The following is a 269-nucleotide window of genomic DNA, read 5'->3' on the forward strand; positions in this document are numbered from 1 at the left end:
GCCAGAAGGCATTGGCCCGGTACGTGGCGAAGGTCCAGGAGCGCCGGACGGACGGCACGGAGACGGCCCGCGCCCTGGCCTCCGAGGTGGCCCGGGGTGACGTCAAGGTCGCCCGGGGCGAGAAGGGACGCACGCCGTTCGAGCTGGCCGAGCTGGCGGTCGCCGGGGACGACGCGGCCCGGCTGCGGTGGCTGGAGTACGAGCGGGCCACGCAGGGCCGCCGATGCCTCACCTGGTCCCACGGCCTCCAGGAGCGGTTGGCTGAGCTG

General features: G+C 75.1%; 1 protein-coding gene. It reads left to right on the forward strand.

Translation table 11 applies throughout. The features are described 5' to 3' along the window. The coding region (locus ACFY9I_RS42510; RefSeq protein WP_391012905.1) for a hypothetical protein at positions 1-269 on the forward strand (269 nt) is incomplete at both ends.

This window comes from Streptomyces sp. NPDC012510 (genome assembly GCF_042955065.1).
Lineage (GTDB): Bacteria > Actinomycetota > Actinomycetes > Streptomycetales > Streptomycetaceae > Streptomyces.